The 25736-nt window shown below is 67.5% G+C and carries 21 protein-coding genes and 1 pseudogene; 1 reads left to right on the forward strand and 21 read right to left on the reverse strand.

Annotated features, from left to right (window positions below):
• Positions 1–6 precede the first annotated feature (6 nt).
• From ACFO0J_RS03555 to ACFO0J_RS03645, 19 genes and pseudogenes are all read right to left on the reverse strand, one after another.
• Positions 7–1323 (reverse strand): annotated as a pseudogene (locus tag ACFO0J_RS03555) (3-hydroxyacyl-CoA dehydrogenase); the annotation flags it as partial.
• Positions 1324–1358: 35 nt separating this feature from the next.
• Entirely contained in the window at positions 1359–1751 is a 393-nt protein-coding gene (locus ACFO0J_RS03560; protein ID WP_376811678.1) for a RidA family protein, read from the reverse strand.
• A 65-nt stretch (positions 1752–1816) separates the two neighbouring features.
• Positions 1817–2290: an acyl-CoA thioesterase gene (locus ACFO0J_RS03565; RefSeq protein ID WP_376811679.1), complete on the reverse strand. Its 474-nt coding sequence runs from the start codon at positions 2288–2290 to the stop codon at positions 1817–1819.
• A complete protein-coding gene (locus tag ACFO0J_RS03570) occupies positions 2287–4620 on the reverse strand; it encodes a bifunctional salicylyl-CoA 5-hydroxylase/oxidoreductase (RefSeq protein WP_376811680.1) in 2334 nt (777 codons plus the stop codon). The genes ACFO0J_RS03565 and ACFO0J_RS03570 overlap by 4 nt, the downstream gene beginning before the upstream one ends.
• Positions 4621–4764: 144 nt before the next feature.
• The gene (locus ACFO0J_RS03575; protein WP_376811681.1) at positions 4765–5277 is read right to left on the reverse strand and encodes a flavin reductase; all 513 of its coding nucleotides are present in this window, start codon (positions 5275–5277) and stop codon (positions 4765–4767) included.
• Between the two features lie 30 nt (positions 5278–5307).
• A complete protein-coding gene (locus ACFO0J_RS03580) occupies positions 5308–6051 on the reverse strand; it encodes an SDR family NAD(P)-dependent oxidoreductase (protein ID WP_376811992.1) in 744 nt (247 codons plus the stop codon).
• A 28-nt stretch (positions 6052–6079) separates the two neighbouring features.
• On the reverse strand, positions 6080–6436 hold the full coding sequence (locus ACFO0J_RS03585; RefSeq protein WP_376811682.1) for an IacB protein: 357 nt from the start codon (positions 6434–6436) through the stop codon (positions 6080–6082).
• Positions 6437–6486: 50 nt separating this feature from the next.
• On the reverse strand, positions 6487–7647 hold the full coding sequence (locus tag ACFO0J_RS03590) for an acyl-CoA dehydrogenase family protein (RefSeq protein WP_376811683.1): 1161 nt from the start codon (positions 7645–7647) through the stop codon (positions 6487–6489).
• Between the two features lie 343 nt (positions 7648–7990).
• Entirely contained in the window at positions 7991–9583 is a 1593-nt protein-coding gene (locus ACFO0J_RS03595; RefSeq protein WP_376811684.1) for an ATP-dependent acyl-CoA ligase, read from the reverse strand.
• Positions 9570–10313 carry an ABC transporter ATP-binding protein gene (locus ACFO0J_RS03600; RefSeq protein WP_376811685.1) on the reverse strand — a complete coding sequence of 248 codons (744 nt, stop codon included), beginning with the start codon at positions 10311–10313 and terminating at the stop codon, positions 9570–9572. The genes ACFO0J_RS03595 and ACFO0J_RS03600 overlap by 14 nt, the downstream gene beginning before the upstream one ends.
• Positions 10310–12091, reverse strand: coding sequence for a branched-chain amino acid ABC transporter ATP-binding protein/permease (locus tag ACFO0J_RS03605; RefSeq protein ID WP_376811686.1), 1782 nt, complete (start codon positions 12089–12091; stop codon positions 10310–10312). The genes ACFO0J_RS03600 and ACFO0J_RS03605 overlap by 4 nt, the downstream gene beginning before the upstream one ends.
• Positions 12088–13143 carry a branched-chain amino acid ABC transporter permease gene (locus ACFO0J_RS03610; protein WP_376811687.1) on the reverse strand — a complete coding sequence of 352 codons (1056 nt, stop codon included), beginning with the start codon at positions 13141–13143 and terminating at the stop codon, positions 12088–12090. The genes ACFO0J_RS03605 and ACFO0J_RS03610 overlap by 4 nt, the downstream gene beginning before the upstream one ends.
• A 39-nt stretch (positions 13144–13182) precedes the next feature.
• Positions 13183–14367, reverse strand: coding sequence for an ABC transporter substrate-binding protein (locus ACFO0J_RS03615; protein WP_376811993.1), 1185 nt, complete (start codon positions 14365–14367; stop codon positions 13183–13185).
• Between the two features lie 78 nt (positions 14368–14445).
• A complete protein-coding gene (locus tag ACFO0J_RS03620; protein WP_376811688.1) occupies positions 14446–15612 on the reverse strand; it encodes an ABC transporter substrate-binding protein in 1167 nt (388 codons plus the stop codon).
• 28 nt (positions 15613–15640) lie between these two features.
• Entirely contained in the window at positions 15641–16468 is an 828-nt protein-coding gene (locus ACFO0J_RS03625) for a cyclase family protein (RefSeq protein ID WP_376811689.1), read from the reverse strand.
• Positions 16469–16488: 20 nt separating this feature from the next.
• On the reverse strand, positions 16489–17742 hold the full coding sequence (locus ACFO0J_RS03630) for an SDR family NAD(P)-dependent oxidoreductase (protein ID WP_376811690.1): 1254 nt from the start codon (positions 17740–17742) through the stop codon (positions 16489–16491).
• Positions 17739–18905, reverse strand: a complete 1167-nt coding sequence (locus tag ACFO0J_RS03635; RefSeq protein WP_376811691.1) for a thiolase family protein — start codon at positions 18903–18905, stop codon at positions 17739–17741. Before ACFO0J_RS03635 ends, ACFO0J_RS03630 begins: the two co-directional genes overlap by 4 nt.
• Before the next feature lie 46 nt (positions 18906–18951).
• Positions 18952–20514 carry an indolepyruvate oxidoreductase subunit beta family protein gene (locus tag ACFO0J_RS03640; RefSeq protein ID WP_376811692.1) on the reverse strand — a complete coding sequence of 521 codons (1563 nt, stop codon included), beginning with the start codon at positions 20512–20514 and terminating at the stop codon, positions 18952–18954.
• A gap of 28 nt (positions 20515–20542) precedes the next feature.
• Positions 20543–22792 carry a thiamine pyrophosphate-dependent enzyme gene (locus ACFO0J_RS03645; protein ID WP_376811693.1) on the reverse strand — a complete coding sequence of 750 codons (2250 nt, stop codon included), beginning with the start codon at positions 22790–22792 and terminating at the stop codon, positions 20543–20545.
• Between the two features lie 188 nt (positions 22793–22980).
• On the opposite strand from ACFO0J_RS03645, the gene ACFO0J_RS03650 reads away from it, so the two are divergent.
• On the forward strand, positions 22981–23466 hold the full coding sequence (locus ACFO0J_RS03650) for a MarR family winged helix-turn-helix transcriptional regulator (RefSeq protein WP_376811994.1): 486 nt from the start codon (positions 22981–22983) through the stop codon (positions 23464–23466).
• A 7-nt stretch (positions 23467–23473) separates the two neighbouring features.
• On the opposite strand, the gene ACFO0J_RS03655 is transcribed toward ACFO0J_RS03650, so the two are convergent.
• Both ACFO0J_RS03655 and ACFO0J_RS03660 read right to left on the reverse strand, forming a co-directional pair.
• The gene (locus tag ACFO0J_RS03655) at positions 23474–23944 is read right to left on the reverse strand and encodes a MarR family winged helix-turn-helix transcriptional regulator (RefSeq protein ID WP_376811694.1); all 471 of its coding nucleotides are present in this window, start codon (positions 23942–23944) and stop codon (positions 23474–23476) included.
• 97 nt (positions 23945–24041) lie between these two features.
• Positions 24042–25652 (reverse strand): benzoate-CoA ligase family protein, encoded by a 1611-nt coding sequence (locus tag ACFO0J_RS03660; protein WP_376811695.1) that lies wholly within the window; start codon positions 25650–25652, stop codon positions 24042–24044.
• Between the last annotated feature and the right edge of the window lie 84 nt (positions 25653–25736).

A 25736-nucleotide genomic window follows, 5' to 3' on the forward strand; every position in this document is an offset into this window, starting at 1 on the left:
CTTCCTTCAGATCCGGTTCAGGCTGGCAAAATCGCGGTTCTGCTCGACCAGTTGCACCAGCAAGGGCGAGGGCTGCCAGAACAGCGGGTCGTCCTGGGCGTACGACCGGATGTCGGCCAGGATCGCCGCCAGCCCCACGGTATCGCCGTAATGCATCGGTCCGCCCAGGTGACGCGGGAAGCCATAGCCGTGCAACAGCACGGCATCGACGTCCAGCGGGCGCAGCGCAATGCCTTCGTGCACCACGTTGGCGCCCTCGTTCACCATGGCCGCCATATAGCGGCGCACGATTTCCTGTTCGCCGAAAGCGCGCGGCGTCACGCCCACACGGGCGCGCTCGGCCTCGACGATGGCCAGCACCTCGGGATCTTCGGTCCCGACGCGCGCGCCCGGCTCGTACAGATACCAGCCGCGACCGGTCTTCTGCCCGAACCAGCCGCGTTCGCACAGGCGGTCGGCGATCTGCACATAGCGCGCGCGAGGATCGCGCGTCGGCGCCTGGCGTTTGCGCATGGCCCAGTTGATGTCGCCGCCGGCCAGGTCATAGACCTGGAACGGCCCCATGGGAAAGCCCAGGCCGCGCACGGCGGCGTCGATGGCGTAGGGCGAGGCGCCGTCCTCCATCATGACGTTGGCCGCCTGGCGATAAGCGGCCAGCATCCGGTTGCCGATGAAGCCGTCGCAGATCCCGGCGCGCACCGGAATCTTGCCCAGCCGCTTGGCCAGGTCAAAGGCGCTGGCGACCACGTCGGCGGCGACCTTCGCGGGCACGACGATCTCCAGCAGCTTCATGATGTGGGCGGGTGAAAAGAAATGCAGGCCGATGACGTCCGCAGGCCGGGAGGTGCCGGCCGCAATGACGTCCACATCCAGGTAGGACGTGTTGGTCGCCAGGATGGCGCCCGGCCGGCAGACGCGGTCCAGTTCGGCGAAGACGGCCTGCTTGACCGCCATGTCCTCGAACGCGGCCTCGATCACCAGATCGACGTCCCGCAGCGCGGCATAGTCCGCCGAACCGTCGAAGCGCGCCAGCACGGCGTCCCGGTCTTCGGCCGACAGGCGCTTGCGCGCCACCAGCCCGTCCAGGATCGATTCGACGTTGGCGCGGCCCCGGGCGACCCCGGCGGCATCGCGCTCGACCATCGTGACCTGGCAGCCGGCGCGCAGGGCCGACACGGCAATGCCCGCCCCCATGGTGCCGCCGCCGACCACACCGATGGCCTGGATGGCGCGGGGCGCGGCGGCTGCAGCCTCCGGCACCCGGGCCGCCTCACTCTCGACGAACAGCGCGTGGGCCAGCCCGGCGCGCCGCGATTCGTCCATTTCTTCCGGGATCGTCGGATCGGACATGCGCGGCCTCAGTCGGGAATGACGGCGGTGACTTCGATCTCGACCTTGGCGCGGTCTTCGATCAGCGCAGCGACTTCAATGGCGGTCATGGAGGCATTGAAGCTGCCGATGAGTTCGCGGAACGCCTTGCCGATTTCGGGATAGGCGGCGATGTATTCGTGCTTGTCGGTCACGTACCAGGTCATGCGCACGATGTGCTCGGGCCGGGCGCCGCCCTCTTGCAGGACTTCCACGATATTCTGCAGCGCCTGGCGCACCTGGCCCGCCATATCGTCTGTATGGAACACGCCTTGGGCGTCCCAGCCGATCATGCCCGCCACGAACACCATGCGGCCGCGCACGGCGACGCCGTTGGAGTAGCCCTTGGGACGCGGCCAGCCGGGAGGAAGCAGGATTTGCATGAAAATTCTCCTTATTGAAACAACGAAATCAACGCAACGAAAGCGGGAAAAGCGATGCGGCTGCGCTAGGCCGCCGATACGCACGCCGCCAGCGCGGCGCGCACGTCGTCGGGCAAGGCGATGGCGCGGTGGGTGTTCAGGTCCGTAAACACCAGGATCTGACGCGAAGCGACCCGCAGGACCCCGTCTCCGCGGGCCTCCAGCGCCAGCGTCAGCGACTTGCCGCCGATCCGCTCGACGGCCACGCTGAAGGCCAGGGTCTCGCCCATTCGGGCGATGGCGCGGAAATCGCACTCCAGGTGCACGATGGGCAGGCCGACGCGGCGCGACCCCAGCATCTCCGCATAGGAAATGCCCAGCCCTTCGGTGAACCAGTCCTCGACCAGTTGATTGAACAGCACCAGATACTGGGGAAAGAACACGATGCCGGCCGGATCGCAATGCGAAAACCGGATCGGAAAGGCGCGCTCGAAGCAGACGGAGCGGCTCCCGCCCCCCGCCTGCGGACGGGCCCCGCCGGCGACGTCGCCGGAGCTCATGCGGCGCCCGCCTCTCGGAGCGCCTTTTCCCGTGCGAAATTGCTTTCCATCTGCTGCTTGCCCGAACGATACTGCTTCGGCCACGCCACCTCGGCAAAGCCGATCTTGGCGGCTTCGGTCAGCGTCCAGGCCGGATTGGCCAGGTGCGGACGCGCCACCGCGCACAAGTCGGCCCGGCCCGCGGCCAGGATGCTGTTGACGTGGTCGGCCTCGCTGATCGCGCCCACCGCGATCGTGGCGATGCCGACTTCCTGGCGGATCCGGTCGGCAAACGGCGTCTGGAACATGCGTCCGTAGGTCGGTTTTTCCTGCTTGCTCACCTGCCCGGAGGACACGTCGATCATGTCGGCGCCGGCCTGCTTGAAGGCGCGCGCGATCTCCACGGCGTCCGCAGGCGTGATGCCGCCCTCGACCCAGTCGTGCGCGGAAATCCGCACCGACATCGGCTTGTCCTGGGGCCAGACCGCGCGCACCGCCTCGAAGACTTCCAGCGGATAACGCAGCCGGTTGGCCAGCGAGCCGCCGTACGCGTCCGTGCGCTGGTTGGTCAGCGGCGAAATGAACGCCGACAGCAGGTAGCCGTGCGCGCAGTGCAGTTCCAGCCAGTCGGCGCCGGCCTCGTCGGCCGCGCGCGCCGAGGCCACGAACTGCGCCTTGATCGTCGCCATTTCGTCCGGCGTCAGCGCCCGCGAAATCTGGCTGACGCCGTCCAGGTACTGCTGCGGCGAGGCCGAGACCACGGGCCAGTTGCCTTCGGCCAGGGGCTGGTCGATGCCTTCCCAGGCCCGGCGCGTGGAGGCCTTGGCGCCCGCGTGGCCGATCTGGATGCCGAACTTGGCATCGGTATTGTCGTGGATCCAGTCGGCGATGCGCTTGAACGCCGCCGTATGTTCCGGCTTGTACAGGCCCGGGCAGCCCGGGGTGATGCGACCCTCGGGGCTGACGCAGGTCATTTCGGCGAACACCAGGCCCGCGCCGCCCTGGGAGCGCGCGCCCAGGTGCACCAGGTGGTAATCGCCCACCAGGCCGTCTTCGGCCGAATACTGCGCCATGGGCGAGACCACGACGCGGTTCTTCAGCGTCAGGCCGCGCACCGTCCAGGGCGTGAACATCGGCGGCGGGACATGGCCCGCGACCGCCGGCACGCTGGCGCGCTCGGCGAACCAGCGCTCGTAGCCCTCCAGCCATGCCTTGTCGCGCAGCCGCAGGTTTTCGTGGCTGATGCGCTGGCTGCGCGTCAGCATGGAATACATGAATTGTTCAGGCTCGAACTGGTCGCAATAGCGTTCGCCGCAGACCTCGAACCATTCCATCGCGTTCCAGGCCGCGTTCTGCAGACGCAGGGTCTCGATGCGGCGCGCCTCCTGGTAGGCCGTCAACACCTCGGAGATGCGCGCGGGGTCGTCGCCCAGCAACTGGAACTGGCGCGTGAGTTCGATCGCATCTTCGATCGCCAGCTTGGTGCCCGAACCGATCGCGAAGTGCGCCGTGTGCACCGCGTCGCCCATCAGCACCACATGGCTGCCATGCCGGTTCTTCAGCCACCAGTGCCCGCACACCACGCGCTGGAAATTCAGCCACGCCGCGCCGCGCTGGTGGCGCGCGTTGGTCATCAGCTTGGCGCCTTCGAGATTGCCCTCGTTGAACAACTGTTCGCAGAAAGCGATCGACTGCTCCTGGTCGGCCTTGTCCAGGCCGTGGGCCTGCCAGACGTGCTCGGGGCACTCGACGATGAAGGTCGTGGTCCTGTCGTCGAACTTGTAGATGTGCGCCTGGAACCAGCCGTGCTCGGTCTTGCGGAAATCGAAGGTGAAGGCGTCGTAGAGCTTGTTCGTGCCCAGCCAGATGTAGCGGTTGGGCCGCGTGATGATGTCCGGCTGGAAGGTCTCGGCGTACTTGTTGCGCATCTTGGAGAAGATGCCGTCGCTGGCGATGATCAGGTCGGCGTCCGGGTAGTCCTCGTCGGAGTCCACCTCGGTCTCGAAGACCAGCTTGACCCCCAGCCGCTCGCAGCGCGCCTGCAGGATGTTCAGCAGCTTTTTACGGCCGATCCCCACGAAACCGTGGCCGCCCGAGCGGATGGTGCGGCCCTTGAACAGCAGTTCGATGTCGTCCCAGTGATTGAAGGCTTCCTGGATCTCGTCGGCCGTCTCGCGGTCCCACTGGCGCATATTGTCCATGGTGGCGTCGGAGAACACCACGCCCCAGCCAAACGTGTCATAAGGCCGGTTGCGCTCGACGACGGTCACGTCGTGCCGCGCGTCCAGTTTCTTCATGAGCAAGGCCAGATACAGGCCTGCGGGCCCACCACCGATGCAAACGATCTTCATCTCATCTCTCCTGCTGTCGTAGAAAGAACCCCGGACGCCGATACCGCTGCCGGCTCGGCCGGAACTCTGGAATTTTGTTTATTTCTATTTAATTTACTTGTAAAGCAATTGCCTGTCAATCTGGAATTCCCAGGGACGCGGCCGTCAGTCCTTGGCCGGCGGAACCGGCGGCTCGCCGAAACCCACCTGGTGGTAATCGCGGTTGAAATACACCAGGCCGCCCCGCCCCGCCCCGCGCTGGACGCCCTGGACCTCGCAGAGAAAGATGCTGTGCGAACCGACCGTGCTGGTGTTGGTGATGCGGCAATCGAAGCTGACGATGGCGCAGTCGAGCAGCGGGCTGCCCGTGGCCAGCCGCGTCCACTGCACGCGGTCGAAGCGTTCGCTCATCGAGAATTCCCGGTTCGCGAACAGGGCCGGCGCATCCTTGTTGCCCGCGCCCAGGACATTGACGCACAACACCTCGTTGCCCTCGAAGAACCGGTGCGCAAAGGACGAGCGGTTCATGCAGACCAGCAGCGTGGGCGGCTGGTCCGTGACGCTGCAGACGGCTGTCGCGGTAAAGCCGGCCAGGCCGCTGGGGCCGTCGGTGGTGATGATGTTGACCGCGCCGGCCAGCATGGCCATTGCGTTGCGAAAGGCGTTGACGTCTGCCACGGCGTTCTCCTTGGGGCGACCTGAGCGCGGTCAGCGCATGAAGAGGCCGCCGTTGACGTCCCACGTGGCGCCGTTGACGAAACCGGCGTCCCGGGCGGCGAGCCGGACGACCAGATCGGCCACGAAATGCGGATCGCCCAGGCGCCGCACGGGAATGCCCTGGACGATCTGTTCGAGTTTTTCCGGCGGAACCAGCGCATGCACCGAGGGCAGATCCATGGGGCCGGGCGAGATCGCGTTGGCGGTCACGCCGCGAGGCCCCAGTTCCCGCGCGAAAATCTTGGTGAGGGTAACGATCGCCCCCTTGGAGCACGCGTAATGCGCCCCGGTGGCGGTGCCGCCGTTCTGGCCGGCCAGCGAACCCATGTTGATCAGGCGTCCATAGCCTGCCCGGGCCATGTGGGCCCCCACGACCTGGCAGCCGAACAGCGTGCCGCGCAGATTGGTGGCCAGCACCGCGTCGAACTCTTCGGGGCTGATGTCCATCACCGGCGTGGCCTTGGTCATGGCGGCGTTGTTGACCAGGACGTGCAACTGGCCCCAGCGATCCAGGGTGGCGGCCAGGGCCGCCTCGAAGTCCGGCTTGCGCATGACGTCGAGCTGCAGCGGCAGCACGCGCTCGCCGCCGGCGTCGAGGCCCGCCGCCGCCTGCTCCGCCAGGTCCAGACGATGGTCGGTGAGAACCACCTTGAACCCGGCCGCATGCAGACTTTGCGCGATGACCAATCCCAGCCCCTGGGCGGCGCCGGTCACGAGGGCGATCTGATCCATGATGTCTCTCCTGTGGGCTCGCGGCCCGGTATCAATCGATGACCAGTTCCCGGCCGATGCGGGCCTCGACGCGCATGTACTTCCACAGCTTGTGCGCGCCGTCGCCCACGGGCGTGACGCGGAACAGGTTGCAGGCGGCGGTCACGGTGTCGTAGTCCGGCACGTCCGCCAGCACATAGGTGGTCCAGGGAAACTGGACCGACGGACCGACCATGATCTGGTCATCGTCCAGATTGCCCAGCACGCGCACGCCGGGCAGATCCCGGATGCCGCGCATCATGGTCAGAAAGGCCACCCACACGTCTTTCATGTCCTGCGCGCTGCCGTCCATGAAATTCTGATTGACGCCGATGCAGAACAGCACGCGCAGCGATTTTTTGTTTTCCATGACATTCTCCTGGAGAGGGGTTGAAGCGGGTGACGATCAGAAACAAGCGATCAGAGATAACCGGGCAGCGGCGACAGGCCGAAGAGCATGGCGCCCGCGTTCTGATACGTAATATCGCCCATGAAGGCGTGCTGCGTCACCATCTGGGCGTCGCGCACTTGCTGGGCCAGCGGACTGTTCTCGTACACCCCGGTCATGCCGCTGAGCATCTGGGCGCGGCGGGCCACGTCGGCCCCCACCCGCGAGGCATGCGTCGTCGACAGGCGCAGCATGCTGATCAGATGGTCGTCGGGCTTGCCGCCGGCCGCGAGGACCTGCCAGGCATCGTCGATCGCTTCGTAGAACCAGCACCGCGCGGCGCGCAGTTCGGCCTCGATCTTGGCGATTTCGAGCTGCACGTAGACGCGGTCCCCCAGATTGGGGGCGCCCGTCACGGACTTGCGGTTGCCGGCCATGCGCAGGACCTCGTTGATGGCCCCGCGCCCGATGCCCAGTCCGACCACGGCCAGCACCTGCGCCGCAAACGCCAAGGCCGGATAGCGGTACAGCGGCGTGTCCAGGGACGAAGCGCCGCCGCGCACGAAGGTCCATTCATCGGGCACCACGACGCCGTCGACCACGAGATCATTGCTGCCGGTCGCCTTCAGGCCCATGACGTCCCAGTTCAGCTCGATGCGCGCCTGCTTGCGCATCATGACGGCCATGCGCGGCAAGGGCGCCTGGTCCTTGACGGCCGGGATGATGCCGACCCCGACCACATCCGCCCCCATGCTGCCGCTGGAGAACTGCCAGCGGCCGGAGACCTTGTGCCCGCCTTCGACCGCCTGGGCCGGCTGCGGCGGAAAGATCCCGCCGGCGAAGACCTGGTCCACGCCGCCGTCCGCATACAGTTTTTCCAGCGTGGCGACCGGCAGGGCCGACAGATAGACGGCGCCGATGCCGAAGCTGGCGACCCAGCCCGCGGAGCCGTCGGCTTCGGAAATCAGTTCGATCAGGCGGCAGAATTCGGCGGGCGTGCTCTCGTCCCCGCCGAAGCGCTCGGCCACCAGCGAGCGGTAGACGCCCAGCGCCTTGAAGCGGTCGATGATCTCCTGGGGGAGATGGCCCTGCGCCTCGAATTCCCGGCGGCGCGCATGGACGTCCCGCAACAGCTCCTCGAGCGCGGCCTGCTGCGGACGGACGCTTACAGGCAAAGAAGTCATGTCAGTCATCGTGTTGTCTCCATCAATCGGTTTTGCTTCGTGGGATGGCGGCGGGACCGTTGCGCGGGGCCACTCGGTTCAATTACTTCGAATTTCAATTGAATTCTGAATTAAATGCCCAAAAAAAACGCTGAAAGACCGTGGGGTGACGCTGGCGGTGTTTCGAGTCTTCTCTTTGACTTTCTTTCTATGCTTCTAAATCAATCCAAAATCATATATTTAGTTGTAATGCTATTGAGCGGCACGCGGCCCATCAATAGGGACTATCCCGAATCGGGGGACGGCCAAGGCGCGCCGGGGCGCACGCCCCGACCGGACCGGAACGCGCGCCGCCAGGCGGATGACCGAACCCTCAGGCCTTGCGCCTGCGGCCCGCCTGTGGGTTTTCCCAGGTCGTCGCAGTGACGCCGCGCTCACGCAGCTTGTACTTCTGGATCTTGCCGTTCTCGGTGCGCGGCAGGTCTTCCAGCACGTCGACATAGCGCGGCACGGCGAAATGCGGCATGCGGTCCTCGCACCAGGCGATCAGCCCGGGCAGGTCCAGGGTCCGGCCGGGCCGCGCGACCAGAGCCGCCATGACCTCGTCCTCGGCCAGCTCAGAACCCACCGGATAGACCGCCACCGCCGCCACCTCGGGATGGCTGGACAGGACCTGCTCGACCTCGAAAGACGAAATGTTCTCGCCGCGCCGGCGGATCGCATCCTTGATCCGGTCCACGAAGCGGAACGCCCCGTCAGCCTCTTGCAGCACCCGGTCGCCGGTATGGAACCACAGGTTGCGCCACGCCTCGACCGTCTTCTCGGGCATGTTGAAATAGCCCGAGGCGAAGGCATAGGGTTCCTGCGCGCGCAGCAGCAGTTCACCCGCCTGGCCGCGCGGCACTTCGACGTCGTGCTCGTCGGCCACACGCGCCTCGAAACCCGGCAGCACCCAGCCCATCACCCCGCGCCGAGGCGAATCCAGCGCCGTGCCGATCACGAAGTTCGTCTCCGTCGAGCCAAAGCCTTCGAGCAGCCGCACGCCGGTGCGCGCCCGGAACGCCTCGTTGGACTGCTCCGGCACCCCCGGGCCGAGGCCGATGCGCACGCGATGGCTGCGTTCAGCCGGGCCTTCGGGCTGGGCCAGCAGGATCGGCACCATGGCGCCCAGCAGGTAGACGACGGTCGCACCGCAGGCGCCCATCGAGGCCCAGAAACCCGAGGCCGAGAATTTCGTCTCGTAGACCACCTCGCAGCCGGCCAGCGCGGCCTGGGCATAGGTATTGAGGGCGTTGATGTGGAACAGGGGCAGCGTCGTGCACAGCACGTCGTCGCGCCGCACCCCCAGGACGCGCAGGGTGTTCATCCCCCACCAGTAATAGTGCGCGTGCGGACAGAGCACGCCTTTGGACGGCCCGGTAGTGCCGGACGTGTACAGGATCGCCAGGGTGTCGCCGGGGCCCACGTTTTCGGCCTCCAGGGCCGGCCCGTCGGACGGCCACGGCACGGCCGGAATCGAGCCGACCGCGCCCGCTGCGTCAATGCCGTCCAGCACCCAGATCTGCCGCAGCGAGGTCTTGTCCAGATCGGCCGTGGCCAGCCGATCCAGATACTGCGATTCGATCACCAGCAGCTGCGCCTGGCTGTTGCTCAGGAAATACTCGATCTGCGGTCCCCGCGAGGCGGTGTTGATCGGCACGGACACCGACCCTGCCCAGCCGCAGCCCAGGAACGTCTCCAGCACTTCGACCCGGTTCGAACTCATGATCGCCACGCGATCGCCCCGGTTCACGCCCGCCGCGCGCAAGGCCCCTGCCCGGCGCGCCGCAGCCGGCGCGGCATCCGCGTGCGTCCAGCGCGTGTCGCCCAGCTTCAGCGCCGGGCGATCGGCGAACAGCGCGGCCTGCCGCAGCAGCATCTGCGGGACCGTCCGGTGTTCGGGCGGCAGCTCTTCATTGGGCGTCATCGGCGCCTCCTCCCAGATAGGTCGCCCGCACCCGAGCATCCTCGGCGAGCGAGGCCGAGTCGCCCGACAGGGCGATCTCCCCCGTTTCGAGCACATAGCCAAAATCGGAACTTTCCAGCGCGGCGCGGGCATTCTGCTCGATCAGCAGAATCGAGACGCCGTCTTCGCGCAACGCACGGACGATAGCCAGGATCTCGCGCACGATCAGCGGCGCCAGGCCCAGGCTCGGTTCGTCGAGCATCAGCAGGCGCGGGGCCGACATCAGCGCGCGCCCCACGGCCAGCATCTGGCGTTCACCCCCGGACAAGGTATCTGCGCGCTGAGCGCGGCGTTCGGCCAGGCGCGGGAAACGCGCATACACCGAATCCAGGCGGTCGCGCAGCGCCTGCGGCCGCAGCCGGCGCGAATACGCCCCCAGGCGCAGATTGTCCAGCACCGACAGTTCGCCGAACAGTTCGCGCGTCTCGGGCACCAGGCACAGGCCGCGCTCCACGCGCGCTTCGACGTCCAGGCCGCGCAAGTCCTCGCCTTCGAAACGCAAGGTGCCGCGTGAAGGCAGCAGGCCCATCGCCGCCGCCAGCAGCGTCGTCTTGCCCGCGCCATTGGGACCGATGACCGAGACGATCCGGCCCGGGTCCAGGGTGACCGACACCCCGCGCACCGCCTCGACTCGCCCATAGGCGACGTGCAGGTCGCCGATTTCCAGCATCGGGGTATTGCTGCTGCTCATGTCGTCCCTCCCAGATAAGCCGCCTGCACACGCTCGTCCGCACGCACGGCGGCCGGCACGCCCTCGACGAGCTTGGAGCCGAAATTCATCACCACCAGCCGGTCCACCAGGTTCATCACAAAGTCCATATCGTGTTCCACGATCAGAATGGTCACCCCTTCTTCGCGCAGCTTGCGCAGCAGGTCCCCGAGCGCCATTTTTTCGTTGCGCCGCAGACCCGCGGCCGGCTCGTCCAGCACCAGCAGCACGGGATCGGAGGCCAGGGCACGCGCAATCTCCAGGATGCGCTGGGTGCCCAAGGGCAGGCTGCCGGCCATTTCATGGGCGCGGTCGGCCAGCCCGATCCGTTCGAGCTGATGCCGCGCCTCGTGCAGGATCTGGCGTTCTTCTTCGCGGTCCAGGCGCAGTCCTGCGCGCAGCATGCTGGGCCGCGTCCTGGCATGCACGCCCAGCGCGACGTTGTCCAGCAAGCTCATGTGCGGGCGCAGCTTCACGTGCTGGAAGGTGCGGCCCAGCCCCAGGCGGGCGATTTCAAGCTGCAGCATGCCGGTGATGTCGCGGCCCAGGAACCGGACCCGGCCGGACGTCATGGGGGCCGTGCCGGTCAGCAGGTTGAACATGGTCGATTTACCCGCGCCGTTCGGCCCGATCAGGCCCAGGATCTCGCCTGCGTTCAGATCGAAGCTGACGTCGTTGACGGCCGTCAGGCCGCCGAAGCGCTTGACCGCCCCCTGGACGGACAGCACGGGCGTGCCCCGGGCCGGCATGGTGCGGTTCGGCAGCGGCCGGGCCGGCGCCTCCATCACGGCCGCTTTCCGGCCGAGGCCATGGCGACGGCCCCAACGGCGCACGAAGGCCATCAGGCCGCCCCGGGCGAAATGCAGCAGCGCGATGAACAGGGCGGAAAACACGATGGCGTCGAGCTGGCCGGACCGCTGCGTCAGCAAGGGCAGGATGTCCTGCAGCGCGTTCTTGAGGGCCAGCACCAGGCCCGAACCCACCAGAGCGCCCGCCAGGCTGCCCAGGCCGCCCGACACCGCCATCAACAGATATTCGATGCTGGCATGCACGCTGAACGGCGAGGGACTGACGAAACGATTCATGTGGGCGTACAGCCAGCCCGCCAGACCGGCCAGCAGCGCGGCCGTCACGAACAGGGACAGCCGCAGCCGGTAGGCATCCGCCCCGACGCTGGCCAGCAGGGTCGAACCGCCGCGCAAGCCCCGGATGGCGCGGCCCGGGCGGGAATCGAGCAGGTTGCGGCTGAACAGGAACGCCAGGCCCACGACCACCCAGACGAGGTAGTACATGGCTTGCGGCTCCAGCAGCGACCAGCCGCCGACGTGCACCGGCGGGATGCCCGACAGGCCGGTATGCCGGCCCAGGGCATCGATATTGCCGAACAGCAGGGAAATGGACAGGCCCCAGGCGATCGTCGACAAGGCCAGGAAATGGCCGCCCAGACGCAGGGTCAGCGCGCCGATGGCCAGGGCGGACAGCCCCGTCAGCAGCAGCGCAAACGGCAGGCCCAGCCACGGCGACAAGCCGTGGACCGTCGTCAGCCAGGCGCTGGCGTAGGCGGCGATGCCCACGAAGGCCGCCTGACCGAACGAGGTCGCGCCGCCGACCCCGGTCAGCAGGACCAGGCCCAGCGCGACCAGCGCGCCGATGCCGATCTCGTTGAACAACGAGACCGTGAAACTGCCCACGAAGAGCGGGAGCACCGCCAGGACGGCGATCAGGACCGCGAGCAGGATGCGGGGAGTGGACGGCTTCATTGATCGATCTCCTCGACTTCTTCCTCATGGTGGCGCGCCATATAGGAACGCACCATCAGCACGGGGATCAGCAGGCTGAACACGATCGCGTCCTTGAGCGCGCCGCTCCAGAAAGACGCGAAACTCTCGAACACCCCGACGGCCAGCGCCCCCAGGGCGGTGGCCGGATAGCTCACCAGTCCGCCGATGATGGCGGCCACGAAGGCCTTCAGGCCGATGAGGAAGCCGGAGTCGTAGTAGATGGTGGTGACGGGCGCGATCAACACGCCGATGAACCCCGCCAGCAGGGACGCAGCGCCATAGGCCAGCATGGCGGTACGGGCGGGGCGGATGCCCACCAGCCGCGCGCCTACGCGGTTGACGGCCGTCGCGCGCAGCGCCTTGCCCGTCGACGTCCGCTCGAAGACGAGGTAGAACAAGCCGCTGAGCACGATCGCCGTGCCCACCATCAGGGCCACCTGGCCGCTGACGTTGATGCCGTCGCCCAGCGTGAAGCCGCCCGAGGCCAGGGCCGCCGTACGCGAACCCTCGGGACCGAAGAACAGCAGGCCCAGGCCGGACAGGAGAAAGCTCAGGGCGAGGGACACGATCAGCAGCACCAGCACCGAGGCATCGGCGATGGGCTGGAACACCACGCGCGCCAGCAGCGGCGCCATCGGCACCACCAGCAGCACCGACGCGGCGACCCGGACGAATGCCGAGGTCTCGGGACCTGCAGCCATCCAGGCGATCAGGCAAGGCGCCAGCGGCAGCACGCCCCACAACAGCACGGCGCGGGGGATGCGGCGCGCTTCGCCCTTGCGGATCAGGCTGCCCAGTTCGGTCAGCAAGGCCACCGCGGCCAGCACGGCCACCAGGCCGATGGTCGGCGGCACCAGGCCCGCCTCGAAGGCCGCCAGGCTCAGGGCGGCGAAAGCCGCAATGTCGCCGAACGGTACGAAGACGACCCGCGTGACCGAAAAGATCAGCACCAACCCCAAGCCCGCAAGCAGGTAGATGGCGCCATTGGCCAGGCCGTCGATCCCCAGAATGAGGGCGATGTCCCATGTCATGATGTGAAGTTCCTTTGTCTCGTTGCCGCAGACGGCTTTTTATTGGCCCGACGGCGCCGGCTGCGCAGCCAGCTTCCACCGCCCGCCCTCCATGCGCACCATGACGACCGCACGCTCGTCCAGACCGTAGCGGCTGCCGGGCGTGAAGGTGTAGATGCCGTGCGTGCCCGCCAGGTCCCGGGTGGACACGATGGCCTCCTTGAGCGCCTGCCGATAGGCAGGGGTCCCCGGCTGCTCGTCCTTCACCCGCGCGGCGGCATCGGCGAGCACGAGCAAGGCGTCGTAGGTATAGGCCGAGAACGCATCCACCGGCGGCGCGCCGTAGAGCTTCTCGTAGGACGCGCGAAACGCCATCGACGCCTCGCGCACCGGATCGCCGGCCGGCAGTTGTTCGGCGACCAGCACGGGGCCGCTGGGCACCTCGAGCCCTTCGATCGAACGGCCGCCCACCCGCACGAAATCGGCGTTGATCAGGCCGTGCGTGCCGTAGATCCGCCCGGCGTACTGGCGGTTTGCAAGTTCCAGGTACGGCAGCGCGCCCGGCGTGCCGCTGTTGCCCGCGAAGACGGCGTCCGGCCGCTTGGCGACGATCTTCAGCACCTGCCCGGCCACCGACATGTCGCCGCGCGCATACCGCTCGTTGGCGACCACCTGGATGCCCAGTTCGCCCGCGCTGCGCACCAGCGAGTCATAGGCCAGGTCTCCCAGGGCGTCCGAAAAACCGATGAACGCTACGGTCTTGACCCCCTCGGCCTTCATGCGCTTGACCACGGCCGACACCATCAGTTCGAACGGCTGCGAGGTCGCCACCGTCCAGTCGTGCTCGGGCCCGGGCAGCGAGACCGGCGTGGGCGAAATCAACGGGGTCTTCAGTTCCTGGGCGACGGCGGCGATCGCCATCGCGCCCGGCACGCCCGAGGTCCCGATGAGGACGTCCACCTTGTCCTCGTTGACCAGCTTGCGCGCATTGCGTCCCGCCGTGGTCGGGTCGGAAGCATCGTCCAGCACGATGAGCTCCACCCGATGTCCGGCAATCTCGGGGAACCGGGCATGGGCGGCGCGGACCCCTTTTTCATAAGGGATGCCCAGCGCCGACACCGGACCCGACAGGGAGCTGATCACGCCCACCTTCAGGTCCGCCCCCCAGGCGCCGGCCGCCATGCAGGACACGCCCGCCAGGAGCAGGCCGCGCAGCAGGCGCGGCAGCGCGCCCATTTTCAGCATCGGAATCATGTCTCTCTCCGTCAATCAGCAAGTACGCGCCCAGGCGGGCACGGCGGCCGGGCCGCCGTCTCAGGGGTCTCAGGGGACCAGCTTCCAGCGGCCCTTTTCGAGCCGCACCACCACGCGGGAACGTTCGTCCGTGCCGTAGGTCGTGTCTTCATGGAAGTTGTAGACCGCATGGGTCCCCACCAGCTCCTTGGTGCTCTTGATCGCATCGCGCAGCGCCTGGCGGAATTCCGGCGTGCCCGGCTCGGCCTTGGCCGAAGCGCGCTTGGCGGCATCCAGGAAGATCAGCCAGGCGTCGAAGGAGTAGGCGGAAAACGCGTCTTCGGCAGGGGCGTTGTTGGCCTTCTGGTAGGCGTCGCGATAGGCCAGGGCCACCTTGCGGATCGGGTTGCTCTCGGGCAACTGCTCGGCGACGATGACCGGTCCGGTCGGGGCCAGCAGGCCTTCGACGGAACTGCGCGCCACGTTGATGAAGGCCGGGTTGATCAAGGCGTGCGTGCCGTAGAGCTTGCCCTTGTAGCCGCGGTCGGCCAGCGCCAGGTACGGCAGCGCGCCCGGCGTGCCCGAATTGCCCGTGATCACGGCATCGGGATGCTGGGACACGATCTTCAGGACCTGGCCGGCCACCGAGGTGTCGCCGCGCGCGTAGCGTTCGTTGGAGACGACCTTGATGCCCGCGTCAGGCGTCGTTTTCTGCAGCGCCTCGTAGACCTGGTCGCCCCAGGCATCCGAAAAGCCGATGTAGCCCAGCGTCTTCACGCCTTCTTTCTTCATGTGGTCGACCACGGCGCTGATCATCAGCGTGGCAGGCTGCGGCACCGTCACCACCCATTCGGCTTCCGCGCCCGACAGGCTGGCGTGGGCGATGGAGATCAGCGGCGTCTTGGATTCACGCGCCACCGCGGCGATCGCCAGGGCGCCGGGCGAACCGGCCGTCCCGATGATGGCGTCCACCTTGTCTTCTTCGATCAGCTTGCGGGCGTTGCGCGCCGCCGTGCTGGGGTCCGAAGCATCATCCAGCTGGATCAGCCGGACCTTGCGCCCATCGATCTCGGACTGGTAGGCCTGTCCCGCCTGGATGCCCTTCTGGTAGGGAATGCCCAGCGAGGACACCGGCCCCACCAGCGAGGTGACGAAGCCGACGGTGTAGTCAGCCGCGTAGGCTGCCGGCAATGCGGCCATCAGAGCCGCCGTGGTAACAGTCGCAGCCAGGCCGCGCAGGGTACGGAGAGACTTCATGGTGAACTCCTTGAGAGAGAGGACTACATCAGGCGCCAGGCACGAGAGCCAGCACGCGCAGGGGGCTGCCGCTGCCCTTTTCGATCTTCAGCGGCGGGCAGATCAGCACCGCGCCGGAGGCGGGCAGCCGATCCAGATTGCACAGACACTGCAGGCCGTAACGCCCGGCGCCGTGCATGAAGTAGTGGCAGGGATACGGCGGACGCAGGTGATACCCCTGGCCCGCATCCGTACCGATGGCCTCGGAGCCGAAGCCCAGCACATCGCGCTGCTCGATCAGGAAGCGCACCGCCTCGGCGCTCGGCCCCGGCGTGTGCTGGCCGGTTTCATCGAAGTTCTGATAGGCCTCGGGGTCCTGCCGTTTGGACCAGTCGGTGCGCATCAGCACCCAGGAACCGGCGGGAATGCGGCCATACGCCGCCTCCCAGTCCTGGATGTCCTCGATCGTCAGCAGGTAGTCCGGGTCGTCCTTGACCTGGGGCGAACAATCGATGACGCAGGCCGGCGCCACGAAATGCTGCACCGGGATGGTGTCGACGGAATTGTTCGGCAGATCGCGGCCCGAGATCCAGTGGATCGGCGCATCGAAGTGCGTCCCCGTGTGTTCGCCGCAGGAAAAGTTGTTCCAGTACCAGCCCGGTCCGCGCTCGTCGTACTTCGAGACTTCCTCGATGCGGAAAGGCCAGCACTGCCCCATTTCGGGCGGCAGCGCGATCTGCGGAAACTCGGGCGTCAGGGTCTGGGTCAGGTCGATGACCTGGATGCCGCCGCCGGCCAGGGCCTGGGCCAGGCCCATCAGGGCCTGGGCGCCGGTCAGCGCCCCGGTCTTGCCGGTCTCGTGCTCGTGATTGCTCATTTGATGCTCTCCACAGGCGATCAGCCGCCGTTCGTCGCCAGTTCGCGTTCCAGAACCTTGGGGTTGTCGCGCCAGCGCTCCAGCCATTCCTGGGCCACGTCGCCCGGATAGACGTCTTCCACGCCGTCGCGCAGCGCATTCACGATGGCCTTGGCCAGCGCATCCGGCGCCAGCTTGGGCGGCGGCATGAGCTGGTTCCATTCGTCGTCCACCGGACCGGGGAAGACGTTGATCACCCGGATCCCCGCCGGGCGCATCTCGGCGCGCAGGCACTGCGCCAGCGAATACGCGGCGGCCTTGCTGGCGCTGAACGTGCCTTGCGGCGGGAAGTTGGACAAGGCGTAGATGGACAGCAGGTTGACCCAGGCGGTGGCGGTCACCGTTCCGTCGGCCGAGCGGCCCTTGAGCGCGGGACCGAACTCCTGCGCCAGCCGCAGCAGGCCGAAATAATTGATGTCCATTTCGGCGCGGGCCACGTCCGTGCCCCGGCGCGAGCCGATGCCGTAAGTGCGATGCACTTCGGCGTTGTTGATGACGATATCGACCTTGCCGCCGATCGCGCCGGCCAGTTCCGTGACGCTGCGGCCATCCGTCAGGTCCAGCGACACCAGCGACACCTGGGGCAGCGCGGTGATCTCGTCCAGCCCGCCCAGCTTTTTCCAGGGCTCGGCATGGCCGACCCAGACGATCTCGGCGCCCGCCTTGACGAGCGCCCGGACGATGGCCTGCCCGACCTCGGACTTGCCGTCCGTCACCAGGACTTTGCGAAACTTGGGGTCGCTGGTCATTTCACGCAGCATTTTGTCGTCCGCCATATGCGCACTTCCTTCCAGAGGGAAACCAATCAGTACGGCCTGTCCCGCGCGGTCCAGGCGCGCGCCCACCTTCACGCGCCGGGGCGCCGGGCCGACCTCGCCATGCAGGTGCACCATCACGGTCGGGCCGGCATCCAGGCGCACAAAGCCCAGCCGCCAGGGCAGCCGTTCACGAAAGAACAAGTCATTGCTGTGATGCAGGGTGGTGTCGCTCAGCAGCTCGCCTTCGCCGCTCTGCTCACGCCAGCTCATCTGCGACGACAGGCACTGGACGCAGGCCGAACGCGGCGGGTACTGGGTGGTTCCGCACGCATCGCAGACCTGCAGCTCGAACCGGCCCTCGGCTGCTGCTGCGGTGATGCCCAGCGCCACGCGGCCGCGCGCCCAGGGCGGCAGGTTCATCTGCCGTGTGCGCAGGACCGGATTCTTGCGCTTGGGCTTCATCAGAGGCATGGTCATTCGCTGCTCCCGAGAATCACCGCGCCCGTGCACAGGCAGCGGTCGTACGTCACCATGCCGAACCCGGTGACCAGGCCCAGGCGGGCGTCCTGCACGGCGCGTTCGCCGGCCTGCCCCGTCAGTTGCCGGATCGACTCCGTCATCCCCATGAACCCGCCGGCCGCGCCGGGCTGGCCGCTGGAAAGCTGTCCGCCGCTGGTGTTGTTGGGGAAACTGCCGTCATACGTGAGGGTGTGGCTGCGGACGAAGTCCGGGCCCTCGCCCTTGGCGCAAAAGCCCAGGTCCTCGAACTGCATCATCACGATGACGGGGTAGTCGTCATAGGTGTGCACGAAATCGAGGTCATTCGGGCCGGCGTCGGCCTGCGCGTACAGTTCGTCGCGGTCCCGGAGCCAGCCGCCGCGCACCATGACGGGGTCCTCGGCAAAGGCGTTGTGGCGCTCGATCGCGCCCCGCACCAGCGCATGCGGCAGTCCCAGATCGCGCGCACGCTCGGCGCTCATCACCAGGAAGGCTTCGGCGCCCGCGCACGGCATGACGCAGTCGAACAGGTGCAGGGGATCGGCAATGGGGCGCGCCGCCATGTATTCTTCGAGCGTCAGCGGCTTCTTGAACAAGGCGTTGGGGTTGCGCAGCGCATTGTGCCGCTGCGCAACCGCGATGCGGCCGAAGTCCTCGCGCCGGGCGCCGAACTGGCGCATGTAGTGCGCGGTGATCAGGGCGAAGACGGAATTCGGCCCGCCCGAACCGTAGGGGTAGGTGGCGTCGCGCGAAAAATCACTGAAAGCGCCCAGCGTCTGCCGGAACGAATCCACGTGATTGGTGTCCGCCGCCACGCACGCCACCACGTCGGCGTCGCCCGACTGCACGGCGCGCGCGGCACGGCGCAAGCACATCACGCCCGCCGCACCGCCGGTCGGCACGTGATCGAGCCAGCGCGGCGACAGCCCCAGGTGCTGGGTGACGCCGACCGCCGTATCCGGCACGAGCGAAAAGCTCGACAGGCACAGCCCGTCGATGGCGTCTTTGTCGATGCCGCTCTGCTCGACCAGCGCCCGCACGGCCCGGCCGAGAAACCAGTGCGCGCCTTCGGTGGAAAAGCGCTGATAGGGCACGGTGACGGGCACGGCCACGGCCACGCCGGCATAATCCCGGCGCGCCATCAGCCCTGCCCTCCGCGCCCCGACGGCGTGAGAATGATCCAATTTTTCATGAGAACAGGCCCTCGGTGGAAAATCCATGTCGCGCCAGGCTGTCGCGCAGCCGGCGGCCATGTTCGTCGGCCAGCGCCGCGTCGCGCAAATCCCGCAACGTGGCCGGCGCCATCACGCGGGCATCACGATCCAGCACGGTCATCAGCACCTCGTAATTGCGCAGGCCGCGCGCATGCGTGTCGCTGTAGCCCTTGACCAGGGTCTGGCATTTCGCCACTTCCAGCGCCAGCAGCGGATTCACGGCGGCGGCGGCTTTCAGATGCCGCAGCCAGGTTTCGATGCGCCCGGTTTCCAGCGCGTAGCGCAGCGTCGTGCGGCGCCAGCGGCCCCAGCGCGCCAGCACATACAGCAGCAGATAGCCCCGCAGCGAGCTGGTCTTGACGACCCGGCCCTCGCGGGTGAAATGCGCCACCAGCCGGTGCACGGCGTGCGGCCGGGCGAGCCAGCGCCCCAGGCCCGCAGGCAGCGTCTCGCAGATTTCCTCGATGCGCGGGTGCATGAATTCAGCGATGTCCAGGACCTGCGCGTCGCCGGCGCGGACTTCGTCGCGGACCCGCTCGAAGCGGCTGCCCCGGATCTTCAGATCGGCGACCCGGATCGTGTCCTCATAGGACATCCAGAGCGCCAGATGGCGCGCGGCCTCGCGCAGCAATCCGGTGTGATCGCCCCCCGGGGCGCCCGCCAGGGCCTCCAGACGGTCCAGATACAGCCCGGCATAGTCCGGGTCCTGATAATCGACGAGCCGGCGGATGCCCGCGACGACGATTTCCCGGACGGGCTCCGGGTAGCCCTGCGCGCGATTCACCAGCGCGGCGACCTTGGGGTGCTTCGGCGCGGGCTGCACGGCGGCGGGCGCCGCGGCGGCCGGCGGGCGTGCAGCGCCCTCTTCCCCGCGCGCCCGGACGGTCGGACGCCCGGCGCTTTCGGAGCGCGTGTCCTGCGCGTGATCATGGCCGGTGGCAAAGGCCTGGAGACTTTGCTTGACGCCGACGCCGCCGCGCTCGATGGCTTCTTCGAACTGGCGGCGGCTGAACGGCAGGACGCCGGCGCCGCTCAGGGCGCCGAACAGCACCGCGCTGACCACGCTGCCTGCGCGCTCGGCGGCCTCGGCCATGTCGAAGCTCACGAAACGGCGCGCCGCGCGCCGCGTCTGACGCAGCAGCACGTCGCTGTCGACGCGGCCGTCGCCCAGCGCGGATTTCTCGGTGATGGAATAGACGCGGTGGGATGACGTGACCAGCGTCGTGCGATCCGGGGTGACGAGACCGCGCTGCACCGCGCGGCCGGCCTCCATCAGCTCGGATGCCAGCACCACGTCCACGTCGCCCGGCATCGGCGCCTGGGCCAGCACCGGGGGACGGGCGTCCGGCGCACCGGCGCCGGGGAACAGTTCGACGTAGTAAATCGTGGCGCCGGTGCGCTGCGCGACCCCGGGCACCGAAGTGGTCTGGGCGAACCAGCCGTTTTCCTCGCCCAGATCCACGACCCAGTCGGCGAGCACGCCGCCGCCCTCGCCGCCCATGGCGAGAATGGCGATCTTGATAGGCTCGGAATACACGGCAGCGCCTCCGGGAGTGGTCAGGGATTCAGAACGCATACTTGGCCCGACGCTTGGCTTCGCCGCGCTGCAGCCAGGCGATCACGCGGGTGCGCAGCCGATGCCGCAGCCGGTCCCAGCGCGTGGGATTGCTGATGATGCTGGCGCGGAAGAACGACGGGCACAGCACCGCCGCATGCGCGACCTCGCCGCAATGGCCGCAGCCCACGCAACTGTCCATCACGGCGGTCACCGGGTCCTGGCGCAAGGGGTCGGGATTGTCCCGGATCGTGAGCGACGGACAACCCGACAGCCGGATACAGGAGTGATCCCCGGTGCAGGTATCGGGGTCCACCCCGAAGCGTTCGCGCACCACGCGCCGGCCCGCGGCGACCGCCTTGCGCGCCAGCGGCTTTTCGCGCCGCTGCTTGTTGAGCATGCATTCGCTCTGCGCGATCAGGACCTTGGGTCCCGGCTTCGTGGTGGTCAGGGCTTCGCGCAGCGCGCCGGTCATCGCCTTGAGGTCGTAGGTGCGCCGCAGGGTGCGGACCCACTCGACGCCCACGCCCCGGACGGCCGATTCGATCGCATGGCCCGTGCTGCGGGTGGGGTTGTGCGCATGGCTGGACAGAATGTCCTGGCCGCCGGTCGCCGCGGTGTAGTTGTTGTCGACAATGATGGTCAGGTTGTCGCTCTGGTTGAAGACGGCATTGGCGACGCCGCTGGTCAGGCCGTTGTGCCAGAAGCCGCCGTCGCCCATGATGGAAATGGCGCGCCGGGCCGCCGGGGCGCCGCCCGGCGCCACATTGAAGGCCGAGGCGCTGGCGGCTCCCAGGCCATAGCCCATGGTCGTGCTGCCCAGATTGAAGGGCGGCAGGATCGAGAACAACTGGCAGCCGATGTCGGCGCTGATGTGGTGCGCGCCCAGTTCGCGCTCGACCAGCTTGATCGCCGTGAAGACCGGCCGCTCGGGGCATCCCGTGCACAGGCCGGGCGGGCGCGGATACACCGTCTGTTCGAGCGGCGGCAAGACCTCGTCCGGCACGTCAACGGCGGATCCGGCGGTTGCAAGCCGGGTTGGCGCGGCCTCGGCCGACGCGGATTCAAGCGCCGCAGCCTGCGCTGACGCCGATGCCGGACCCGCCTCGGTCTGCGCGGGCTCGGCCTGAATCAGGCCGTACTGCTCCAGGAATGCGCGCACCCCGCCGTACACGACGGCGGTGTTGTATTCACCGGCCAGCGGCAGCACGTCCTTGCCGTGCAACGCGGTCGGCAGGCCGAGCCGGCGCAGAATGTCCGCCACGTTCTGCTCGATGAAATTGGGCTGCCCCTCTTCCAGGACCAGCACCGCGCGCCGGCCCCGGCAGAAACGCTCGAATTCGGCGTCCACCAGCGGGTAGGCCACGTTCATCACGTACAGCGGAATCCTGGAGTCGCCGTGGACGTTGGCCAGGCCCAGGCGCTGCAAGGCCCGGATCAGGGCGTTGTAGAGTCCGCCCTGGAGGGCGATGCCGACGTCGGCCGCGTCCTCGAAGAAGAATTCATTCAAGCCGCGCTCCTGGATGAAGCGCACGGCGGCAGGCCAGCGGTCCTGCACTTTTTCACGTTCATGCAGAAAGCTGGCGGGCGGCAATACGATCCGGTCCACGTCGCGCGCCGGGTTTTCGAGGGCATCCTTGACCGTGAAAGACGGCGCGCGGTTATCCGCGGCAATGAACTGCCCGTGCAAGTGGCAGGAACGGATGCGCACCTGCAGCATGACCGGCGTGTGGCTGGCCTCGGACAGGTCGAAACCGTCCTTGACCGCCTGCACGATGCAGGGCAGGTTCGGGCGCGGGTCCAGCAGCCACATCTGGGATTTCATCGCAAACGCGTGGCTGCGCTCCTGCATGATCGAAGAGCCTTCGCCGTAGTCCTCGCCCACGATCACCAGCGCGCCGCCGGTCACGCCGCCCGAGGCCAGATTCGCCAGCGCGTCCGAGGCCACATTGGTGCCCACCGTGGCCTTGAACGTGACCGCGCCGCGCAGCGGATAGTTCACCGACGCGGACAGCGTCGCGGCGGCCGTGGCCTCGCTGGCGCTGTTTTCGAAACGGATCCCGTATTCGGCCAGGATGTCCTGGGCATCGGCGAGCACGTCCATCAGGTGCGAGATAGGCGCCCCCTGATAGCCTGCAATATAGGCCACCCCCGATTCCAGCAAGGCCTTGGTGACGGCGAGTATGCCCTCGCCCCGGAAGACCTCTCCTTCCGACAACCGCAGTTTCTCGACTTCAGCGACGAACGATCGTTCCGCCATGGCGTGCTCCAGAACCGTGGATCCGCCGCCCCACGGGGGAAGCGTTTGAGGAAATTATAATTTAGAAGTGAATATATTCATTATCATGATTTACCCTAGGTCCAGGGTCGATCGCGGTCCGTGGGGCTTAGAATTGAGGCCGCCCGCCACCGAGCGCCTCACGCTTCAGGAAACAGATGTCGAATCTCATGGAACCCAGCCCGCCCACAGCGCCCAGCTTCGTCGAAGGCTATCTGCCTGCCCTGCTGGCGCGGGCCAGCCAGCTCATTTCGGGGGAATTCCATCTCGTCGCGCGCCAGCACGGCTTTTCCATTTCCGAATGGCGTGTGATGGCCTCGCTGGCCGACGGCCATCTGATCAGCATCGGCGACCTGGCCCAGCTCACCGTGACCAAGCAGCCCACCGTCACCCGCCTGCTGGACCGCATGGAAGCCAAAGGCCAGGTCGAACGGGTGCCCCATCCGAGCGATCGGCGCATCACGCTGGTGCACATCACTCCTGAAGGCTCGCGGACGATCCAGCACCTCATCGAACTGGCCCGGGAACACGAACGCCGGGTCCTGGAACCCTTCGGGCTCGCCCGCGCCGAGGAACTGAAGAAGACGCTGCGGCAGATCATCCAGTTGCACGCCGTCCAGCCGGACGGGGACGCGGCCGCAGCGGCCGACGACTAGGGCCTGTTCAATGCTCGGATAGATTCGTGGCCATGTGCCGGAGCGTCTCCATCAGACGCTCCAGATCGTCGGCGCTCAGGCCCTGATAGCCACGGACGAATATCCGGTGGGTGGCCTGCTCGATCCGGGTGGCCAGCGCCTCGCCCTCGGCCGTGATCAGCACGTCGGTGACCCGCCCGTCCTCGGCATTGGTGCGCATCTCGATCAGGCCGTCTTCGCGCATCCGCTGAAGGATACGCGTCAAGGTCGAAGGCTTGATGATCACATGGGTGGCCAGCGTGGAGACGCTGACGATCCCGTGCCGGCGCAGAATGAGCAGCACGCGCCGCTGGGGAATGCCGGTATTCAGGCGCTTGAGCACCCGCTCCAGCTCCTGCGTGTACAGGGCATGGAGGCGGACCAGCCAATAGAATGGAAACTCGTCGTAGTGGAAGTCCGTGCCTTCCGGAATGAACCGCTGCGGATCAGTGCCAGCCATGACTCCTGCCTAAACCAGACGAGCCCCGCCCCCGGATGCGGGCGGCACGCTCTTGTGCGCATCATACTTGACAAGAACGGGCCGCTCCGAGGGCGGTTCAGGCGGACGGATGCAGCTTGAAGCGCTGCAGCTTGCCGGTCTGGGTACGCGGCAGGGCGTCCACGAACTCGACCGCGCGCGGATACTTGTAGGGCGCGACCGTCGCTTTGACGAAATCCTGCAAGGTCTTGACCATCGCCTCATCCCGCGCCTGGCCGGGCCGCAGGACCACGAAGGCCTTGACGATCTGACCGCGCTGCTCGTCGGGCACGCCGATCACGGCGCACTCCGCCACGGCGGGATGCTGCATCAGCGCCTCCTCGACCTCGGGCGCGGCGATGTTGTAGCCCGACGAGATGATCATGTCATCCGTGCGCGCCTGATAGAAGAAATAGCCGTCGGCATCCATCAGGTAGGCGTCGCCCGTCAGGTTCCAGCCATCCCGCACGTAGGCTTTCTGGCGCGGGTCGGCCAGGTAGCGGCACCCCGTGGGACCTTGCACCGCCAGCTTGCCGATGGTGCCGGGGGGCACTTCCCGCCCTTCGTCGTCCACCACCTTGGCGCGGTAGCCGGGCACCGGCTTGCCGGTGGCGCCGGGACGGGCGTTGCTTTCGTCGTGCGAAATGAAGATGTGCAGCATCTCGGTCGCGCCGATCCCGTCGATCAGTTCGATGCCCGTCGCTTCCTTCCACAGCGCGCGCGTCGCGGCCGGCAAGGCCTCGCCTGCCGACACGCACTTGCGCAAGGGAGACTGCCGCAGCTCGGCGCCATGCGCCGCCAGCGCCCGGTAGGACGTGGGCGCCGTGAATACCACGGTGGCACCGAATTCGCGGATGCCCTCGAGCAGCAGCGGCGGACCGGCCTTTTCCAGCAGGACCGCAGTCGCGCCCACGCGCAGGGGAAACAGCAGCAGCCCCCCCAGGCCGAAAGTGAAGGCCAGCGGCGGGCTGCCGATGAACACGTCGTCCGCCGCAGGCCGCAGCACGTACTTGGGCCAGCAATCGCAGATCGCCATGACGTCGCGGTGGAAATGCATGGTGGCCTTGGGCACGCCCGTGGTCCCGGACGTGAAGCCCAGGATGCAGGTATCGTCGGCGGCCGTCTCGACGTTCCGGAAATCGGCCGGCATCCGCGCCATGGCGGCCTCCAGGCCTTCCGGCCCGTCCTCATGGAAGAAGCGCAATTGCCGCAAGCCCGGCTGCTGCCGCGCCGCGAGGTTCATTTCCTCGGCCAGCGCGGCATCGCACAAGGCGTGGGTGACCTGTCCGATTTCCAGGATGGCGTTCAATTCCTTGGCACGCAGCAGCGGCATCGTCGCCACGGCGACGCCGCCCGCCTTCATGACGGCGAACCAGCAGGCCGCCAGCATGGGATTGTTGGGCGCGCGCAGCAGCACGCGGTTGCCCGGCGCCAGGCCCATGTCCCGTACCAGCACGTGGGCGATGCGATTGGCCCGCTCCTGCAGGTCGGCGTACGTCCAGGTCACGCCCGGCGCACGGATGCAGGTCCGATCACCCCGCCCTTCGGCGACGTGGCGGTCGAGCAGCTCGGTGGCGCAATTCAGGCGCTCGGGAAACTGCAGTTCGGGCAGATCGAACAGGAATTCGGGCTGCTGCTCCGGCGGCGGCAGATGGTCGCGGGCGAAAGTATCGATGTGGGCGCTGTACACGATGGATTGTCTCCCCGGCGTGATGGCCGCCGGGCGGGTGCGCGGAAACAAGTCACGAGCACACCCGGCGGATGTTAATTTAGT

The organism is Castellaniella hirudinis, assembly GCF_042651965.1.
Classification (GTDB): domain Bacteria; phylum Pseudomonadota; class Gammaproteobacteria; order Burkholderiales; family Burkholderiaceae_B; genus Castellaniella; species Castellaniella hirudinis.

Bases quoted from the DNA above. Each gene is read 5' to 3' on its own strand.
- ACFO0J_RS03560 (WP_376811678.1), bottom strand. From the start codon at position 1,751: ATGCAAATCCTGCTTCCTCCCGGCTGGCCGCGTCCCAAGGGCTACTCC.
- ACFO0J_RS03565 (WP_376811679.1), bottom strand. From the start codon at position 2,290: ATGAGCTCCGGCGACGTCGCCGGCGGGGCCCGTCCGCAGGCGGGGGGC.
- ACFO0J_RS03570 (WP_376811680.1), bottom strand. From the start codon at position 4,620: ATGAAGATCGTTTGCATCGGTGGTGGGCCCGCAGGCCTGTATCTGGCC.
- ACFO0J_RS03585 (WP_376811682.1), bottom strand. From the start codon at position 6,436: ATGGAAAACAAAAAATCGCTGCGCGTGCTGTTCTGCATCGGCGTCAAT.
- ACFO0J_RS03590 (WP_376811683.1), bottom strand. From the start codon at position 7,647: ATGACTGACATGACTTCTTTGCCTGTAAGCGTCCGTCCGCAGCAGGCC.
- ACFO0J_RS03595 (WP_376811684.1), bottom strand. From the start codon at position 9,583: ATGACGCCCAATGAAGAGCTGCCGCCCGAACACCGGACGGTCCCGCAG.
- ACFO0J_RS03600 (WP_376811685.1), bottom strand. From the start codon at position 10,313: ATGAGCAGCAGCAATACCCCGATGCTGGAAATCGGCGACCTGCACGTC.
- ACFO0J_RS03605 (WP_376811686.1), bottom strand. From the start codon at position 12,091: ATGAAGCCGTCCACTCCCCGCATCCTGCTCGCGGTCCTGATCGCCGTC.
- ACFO0J_RS03610 (WP_376811687.1), bottom strand. From the start codon at position 13,143: ATGACATGGGACATCGCCCTCATTCTGGGGATCGACGGCCTGGCCAAT.
- ACFO0J_RS03615 (WP_376811993.1), bottom strand. From the start codon at position 14,367: ATGCTGAAAATGGGCGCGCTGCCGCGCCTGCTGCGCGGCCTGCTCCTG.
- ACFO0J_RS03620 (WP_376811688.1), bottom strand. From the start codon at position 15,612: ATGAAGTCTCTCCGTACCCTGCGCGGCCTGGCTGCGACTGTTACCACG.
- ACFO0J_RS03625 (WP_376811689.1), bottom strand. From the start codon at position 16,468: ATGAGCAATCACGAGCACGAGACCGGCAAGACCGGGGCGCTGACCGGC.
- ACFO0J_RS03630 (WP_376811690.1), bottom strand. From the start codon at position 17,742: ATGACCATGCCTCTGATGAAGCCCAAGCGCAAGAATCCGGTCCTGCGC.
- ACFO0J_RS03635 (WP_376811691.1), bottom strand. From the start codon at position 18,905: ATGGCGCGCCGGGATTATGCCGGCGTGGCCGTGGCCGTGCCCGTCACC.
- ACFO0J_RS03645 (WP_376811693.1), bottom strand. From the start codon at position 22,792: ATGGCGGAACGATCGTTCGTCGCTGAAGTCGAGAAACTGCGGTTGTCG.
- ACFO0J_RS03650 (WP_376811994.1), top strand. From the start codon at position 22,981: ATGGAACCCAGCCCGCCCACAGCGCCCAGCTTCGTCGAAGGCTATCTG.
- ACFO0J_RS03655 (WP_376811694.1), bottom strand. From the start codon at position 23,944: ATGGCTGGCACTGATCCGCAGCGGTTCATTCCGGAAGGCACGGACTTC.